Genomic DNA, 6,147 nt, shown 5'->3' on the forward strand with positions numbered 1-6,147 from the left:
CCCGTATCGAATCAGAAGAGCCAAGCAACGTGCCGAAGACTTTCCATCGTACCGACCGTGTTTCCGCGCAGATCCGCCGTGATCTGGGCACTCTGGTGCATGCCGCCGTGCGTGAGCACGGGCTGCCCTCGGTCAGCGTTTCGGACGTGGAGGTCACGCGTGATATGGCCCATGCCAAGGTGTTCGTGACGGCCTTGATGCCGGAGCGCTCGCTGGAGGCGGTCAAGGGGCTGCGGGAGCTGGCTGGCGAGTTGCGTACCGGCCTGGCCCGGGCGATGAAGCTGCGGCATGTGCCGGAGCTGCATTTCCACTACGACGATTCGGTGGATCGGGGCGAGCGAATCGACAATCTTCTGCGTGATCTTCCCGATACGTTGGCGGCGCAGAACAAGTCCGACGAAGAGTGATGCCGAGACAGCCCGCGAGGGCTGTTCTGGTATTGGGCTTCCCGTGGGCGTGCGTTGACCGCCTTGCGGTTTGATATTCCCTGTGTCGCGGTGGGCCAGGCCTGCCGCGCAGATACATGAGTGGGTGTTACATGCGTCCTCGAATCCAATTCCGTCGGCTGGATGGCATCGTCCTGCTCGATAAGCCCGCCGGTATGAGCTCCAATACGGCATTGCAGGTGGCGCGGCGGCTGTTCCGGGCGGAGAAAGGCGGCCATACCGGCAGTCTGGATCCTCTGGCGACCGGACTGTTGCCCCTGTGCTTTGGTGAGGCGACCAAAATCGCCGGATTGTTGTTGGGCTCGGCCAAGGCCTATGACGCCGATATCGTGCTGGGCGTGACTACAGATACGGACGATTCCGATGGTGCGGAGCTGCTGCGTCGCCCGGTGCCGGTCATCGCGGAAGCGACGCTGGCGGCGGCGCTGGCGTCGCTTACCGGGCATATCCGCCAGCGTGCACCCATCTATTCGGCGCTCAAGCAGGGCGGTGAGCCGCTGTACGCCAAGGCCAGACGTGGTGAAGTCATCGAAGCGCCAGAGCGCGAGGTGCATGTGCAGGCCATCGAGGTGCTGTCGCACGACGGCGCGCGACTGTCGCTGCGGGTGACCTGCGGCTCGGGCACCTACATCCGGGCGCTGGCGCGTGATCTGGGCGAGCTGCTCGGATGCGGTGCACATATCACCGGGTTGCGCCGGTTGTGGGTGGAGCCGTTTCTGGCGCCCCGCATGATCGGGCTGGACGAGTTGCGGGTGGTAGCCGAGCGGGGCGATGAGGCTGCGCTGATGGACTGGCTGCTGCCCATCGAGGCCGGGTTGAGCCATTTTCCGCGCGTCGAGATCGAGGCTGAACAGGCGCGGCGCTTCCGGATGGGGCAGCGTCAGCGCAATGCCGGCTGGCCCGAAGGACTGGTTGCGGTGTTCGAGCAAAATGCGGGCGCCGTCGGCCTGGGGCAGGTGACAGACGGTGGACTTCTGTCGCCTCAGCGCCTGTTCAACCTCTGAGCGCATCCCTGCACTCCGGCCCTGCGCCTTGTGACGGGGGGCAGGGATCGTTACAATTTCGCGGTCCCCTTGTGGGGCACCGTCTGCCGTCGGCAGGCGGCATTCCTGAAACGGCGAGCTGGGCGGTGCGTCATTGGACGTTCCTGCCGGCCACGCATCAACGAGAAAAAACAATGTCGATCGACACCCAGAAGGTTATTGAAGAAAACAAGCGCGGCGCTGCCGACACCGGTTCGCCGGAAGTCCAGGTCGCCCTGCTGACCGCCCGCATCGAGCTGCTGACCGGTCACTTCAAGACCCACAAGAAGGATCACCACAGCCGTCGCGGCCTGCTGCAGATGGTCAATCGCCGCCGCAGCCTGCTCGACTACCTGAAGAAGAAGGATGTCGAACGTTACAAGGCTCTGATCGAAAAGCTCGGTCTGCGCCGCTAAGAGATTTCCGGCCGCGGCGCAGCGATGCGCCGCGGTTTTGCTTTTAGAGTTTCAACCGCAGTAGATAGGCCGGAACCGCCCGGCAAACCATGGCTGGCAAGGGTCGGCAATGGTCCATCTGAAGAATGCATCATCCAAGGACACCCCCGTGGCAAAAATCACCAAAACCTTCCAGTACGGCAAGCACACCGTCACGCTTGAAACCGGCGAAATCGCCCGTCAGGCCGGCGGCGCCGTCATCGTCAAGATGGACGACACCGTGCTGCTGGTCACTGCCGTGGCCGCCAAAAGCGCACGTGAAGGCCAGGACTTCTTCCCGCTGACCGTCGATTACCAGGAAAAGTTCTACGCCGGCGGCCGTATCCCCGGGGGGTTCTTCAAGCGTGAAGGCCGTGCGACCGAGAAGGAGACGCTGATCTCGCGTCTGATCGATCGCCCGATCCGCCCGCTGTTCCCGGAAGACTACCGGAACGAAGTGCAGATCATCGCCACGGTGATGTCGCTGAACCCGGAAGTGGACGGTGATATCGCTGCGCTGATCGGCGCCTCGGCCGCCCTGTCGCTGGCCGGTACGCCGTTCAAGGGCCCGATCGGTGCCGCCAAGGTGGGTTACAAGGATGGCGAATACATCCTCAATCCGACCGTTTCGGAGCTGAAGGAATCGCAGCTGGAGCTGGTCGTCGCCGGTACCGCCAACGCCGTGCTGATGGTGGAATCCGAAGCCGCGCTGCTGTCTGAAGACGTGATGCTGGGCGCCGTGACCTTCGGTCATCGCGAGATGCAGAAGGTCATCAACGCGATCAACGAGCTGACCGTTGAAGCCGGCACCAAGCCGAGCGACTGGGTCGCTCCGGCCAAGAACACCGCGCTGATCAGCGCGCTGCAGGAAGCTGTCGGCACCAAGCTGGCGGAAGCGTTCCAGGTGCGTGACAAGCTGCAGCGCCGCGACGCCATCGCCGCCATCAAGAAGGATGTGACCGAAGCCCTGGCTGGCCGCGTCGCCGCGGAAGGCTGGAGCCTGGCCGAGCTGTCGAAGGAATTCGGCGAGCTGGAATACAGCACCATGCGCAACTCGGTGCTGGACACCAAGGTCCGCATCGATGGCCGTGCGCTGGACACCGTCCGCCCGATCGCCGTGAAGACCAGCGTGCTGCCGCGCACCCACGGCTCGGCGCTGTTCACCCGCGGCGAAACCCAGGCCATCGTGACCATCACGCTGGGCACAGCACGCGACGGCCAGATCATTGACGCCGTTGCCGGTGAGTACAAGGAAAACTTCCTGTTCCATTACAACTTCCCGCCCTACTCGGTCGGTGAGTGCGGTCGTTTCGGTGCGCCGAAGCGTCGTGAAATCGGCCACGGCCGTCTGGCCAAGCGCGGTGTGCTGGCTGTGATGCCGTCGCTGGAAGCCTTCCCGTACACCATCCGCGTGGTGTCGGAAATCACCGAATCCAACGGCTCCTCGTCGATGGCATCGGTCTGCGGTTCCTCGCTGGCCCTGATGGACGCCGGCGTGCCGGTCAAGTCGCCGGTGGCCGGTATCGCCATGGGTCTGGTCAAGGAAGGCGAGCGTTTCGTCGTGCTGTCCGACATCCTGGGTGATGAAGATCACCTGGGCGACATGGACTTCAAGGTTGCCGGTACCGCCGAGGGCATCTCCGCCCTGCAGATGGATATCAAGATCGAAGGCATCACCGAAGAGATCATGAAGCAGGCCCTGCAGCAGGCCAAGGCTGGCCGTCTGCACATCCTGGGTGAAATGGCCCACGGCCTGACCACCCCGCGTGCCGAGCTGTCGGACTACGCGCCGCGTCTGCTGACCATCAAGATCCACCCGGACAAGATCCGCGAAGTGATCGGCAAGGGTGGTTCCACCATCCAGGCCATCACCAAGGAAACCGGCACCCAGATCGACATCCAGGACGATGGCACCATCACCATCGCTTCGGTGAACAACGCCGCTGCCCAGGCCGCCAAGGCCCGCATCGAGCAGATCACCTCGGACGTCGAGCCGGGCCGCATCTACGAAGGCAAGGTCGCCAAGATCATGGACTTCGGTGCGTTCGTCACCATCCTGCCGGGCAAGGACGGTCTGGTCCACGTGTCGCAGATCTCCAGCGACCGCGTCGAGAAGGTTGGCGACGTGCTGAAGGAAGGCGATGTGGTCAAGGTCAAGGTGCTGGAAGTCGACAAGCAGGGCCGTATCCGCCTGTCGATGAAGGCCGTGGAAGAGGGTGAAGGCGAAACCGCCTCGGCCGAATAAGCCGCAGCGCGATTGCTGATCCAGGAAAAGCGGGCTTCGGCCCGCTTTTCTTTTGCCTGCGGCTTCGCGTTTTCCCTACGGTCACGACTCCGTTTGCCTGATATCGGGCTGGCGTTGTGGGCCTCAGCATCCGTCTGGTCATAGCGGGGGATGCTGCTGATGAAGTCCGAACCGGTATCGCTGAAATCCCGGGCGCGCTCTGTCCTGGCAAGTGGCGATGCACCCGCGCCGTTTGGCAAGTCGGTGGCGGTGCTGTTCGTCACCGGCATCTGCGCGGCACTGTGGGCGCCGGCATTGCCGCCGTTTTCCTTGCGGGTGCTGCTGCTGACCAGCGGGCTGGCAAGCTGGCTGCTGGGAGGAAGGTTGCGATGGATCGGGGCCTTGCTTGCGGGTGCCGGCTGGGCCGCGTTGCACGCCGGGTGGGCGTTGACAGGACAATTGCCCGCCGCGCGGGAAGGACAGGTAGCGCAGCTGGTGGGGACCGTCGAGGGGCTGCCCGATGTCGAGGCGCGGCGCACCCGCTTTCTATTGCGTGTGGATGGCGACCCGGGGCAGCCGGTGCCGCTGCGTGGTCGCTTGCTGCAGCTGGCCTGGTATGACGATTTCGACGCCACGGCGGTCGGCCCGCGGCGTGAGCTGCATGCCGGCTCCCGCTGGCGCTTTTCCGCGAAACTCCGGGCGCCGCGCGGGCTGCAGAATCCGGGCGGTTTCGATGCCGAGCGGCATGCACTGGCGCAGCGGATCGCCGCGACCGGAATAGTCGGTGAAGCGGGTGGGCAGGCCCTGGGCGTGCCCCGTGGCCTGGATGCATGGCGCGAGCGTATGGCGCAGCGGATCGACGTCGCCGTCAGTTCGCGTTCTTCGCGCTATGTGCGGGCATTGGCACTGGGGGATACGCGGGGGCTGGATGAGGCGGACTGGCAGGTGTTGCGTGCGACCGGGTTGACCCATCTGATCGCGATCTCCGGTTTCCACGTGGGCATGGTGGCGGGATGCGTGGCCTGGCTGACATGCCTGCTCTGGTGGTGCATGCCGGGGCTGGCGCGGCATATCCCCCGGCCGCAGGCCGCGGCCCTGGCGGCGTTGGGCGGCGCATTCGGCTATGCGGCGATTGCCGGTTTCTCGCTGCCGACTGTACGCACCGTGCTGATGATTGCGTGGTGGTCGCAGCGCGTCTATGGCGCCGCCCGGCCGGCCTGGGCAGCTGTCTTGCGCTGGCGGCACTTGCCGTTTCCCTGTGGGATCCGCTGTCGATCCTGGCGGCCGGGTTCTGGCTGAGTTTTGCCGGCGTGGCATGGCTGATCTGGTGTCTGCCGGAGCGAACGCACTGGTTCCGTGGATTCTTGTCGGCGCAATGGGTGGCGACGGTCGGCCTGCTGCCGTTGACGGTGATGCTGTTCGGGCAGGCATCGGTGATCGGGCCGATGGCCAATCTGCTGGCGATTCCCTGGTGGACGCTGGTGGTGGTGCCGCTGGCGCTGCTGGGAACCGCAGTGGAAGCCGTGCTGCCCGGCGTCGGCGGATGGCTGTGGCGGGCTTCCGGTGCATGCTTTGATATGAGTTGGCCATTGTTCGGCTGGCTTGCCAAAAGCCGGTTCGCGCTGTGGTGGCTGCCGGAGAGCGGATGGGGGGCGCTGCTGCTGGCGGTGGCGGGAGCGCTGTGGATGCTGCTTCCGAGGGGTGTGCCGGGGAAGTGGATGGCGTGTGTGCTGTGGCTGCCGCTGCTTTGGCCTTCCCGTGGACTGCCGGCTGCCGGCGAGGTCCAGCTGCAGGTACTGGACGTGGGGCAGGGGCTGTCGGTGCTGGTGCGGACCGCCACGCATCAGCTGCTGTACGACGCCGGGCCGGCTGTCCGGGATGGGTTCGATGCCGGGGAGCGGGTTGTGGTGCCCGCGCTGCGCGCGCAGGGGATCGGGCATCTGGATGCCATCGTGATCAGCCATGGCGATGCCGATCATGCCGGGGGTGCCGACGCGGTTCGCGCCGGAGTGCCGGCGGCA

The 6,147-nt window shown here is 65.2% G+C and carries 4 protein-coding genes and 1 pseudogene; all 5 read left to right on the forward strand.

Annotated elements, in window-relative coordinates; all coding sequences use genetic code 11:
* The first annotated feature begins 29 nt into the window (after nt 1-29).
* The gene (gene rbfA / locus JCM9942_RS01135; RefSeq protein ID WP_054656960.1) at nt 30-407 is read left to right on the forward strand and encodes a 30S ribosome-binding factor RbfA; all 378 of its coding nucleotides are present in this window, start codon (nt 30-32) and stop codon (nt 405-407) included.
* Between the two features lie 131 nt (nt 408-538).
* Nucleotides 539-1,450, forward strand: coding sequence for a tRNA pseudouridine(55) synthase TruB (gene truB, locus JCM9942_RS01140; RefSeq protein ID WP_083468357.1), 912 nt, complete (start codon nt 539-541; stop codon nt 1,448-1,450).
* A gap of 173 nt (nt 1,451-1,623) precedes the next feature.
* Nucleotides 1,624-1,884, forward strand: coding sequence for a 30S ribosomal protein S15 (gene rpsO, locus JCM9942_RS01145; RefSeq protein ID WP_054656964.1), 261 nt, complete (start codon nt 1,624-1,626; stop codon nt 1,882-1,884).
* Between the two features lie 148 nt (nt 1,885-2,032).
* Nucleotides 2,033-4,147, forward strand: coding sequence for a polyribonucleotide nucleotidyltransferase (gene pnp, locus JCM9942_RS01150; RefSeq protein WP_054656968.1), 2,115 nt, complete (start codon nt 2,033-2,035; stop codon nt 4,145-4,147).
* 159 nt (nt 4,148-4,306) lie between these two features.
* Nucleotides 4,307-6,147, forward strand: a pseudogene (locus JCM9942_RS17990) (DNA internalization-related competence protein ComEC/Rec2); the annotation flags it as partial.

Source organism: Stenotrophomonas pictorum JCM 9942 (genome assembly GCF_001310775.1).
GTDB classification, from domain to species: domain Bacteria; phylum Pseudomonadota; class Gammaproteobacteria; order Xanthomonadales; family Xanthomonadaceae; genus Stenotrophomonas; species Stenotrophomonas pictorum.

Coding starts and splice junctions, on each gene's coding strand:
- truB (WP_083468357.1), top strand. CDS start 539: ATGCGTCCTCGAATCCAATTCCGTCGGCTGGATGGCATCGTCCTGCTC.
- rpsO (WP_054656964.1), top strand. CDS start 1,624: ATGTCGATCGACACCCAGAAGGTTATTGAAGAAAACAAGCGCGGCGCT.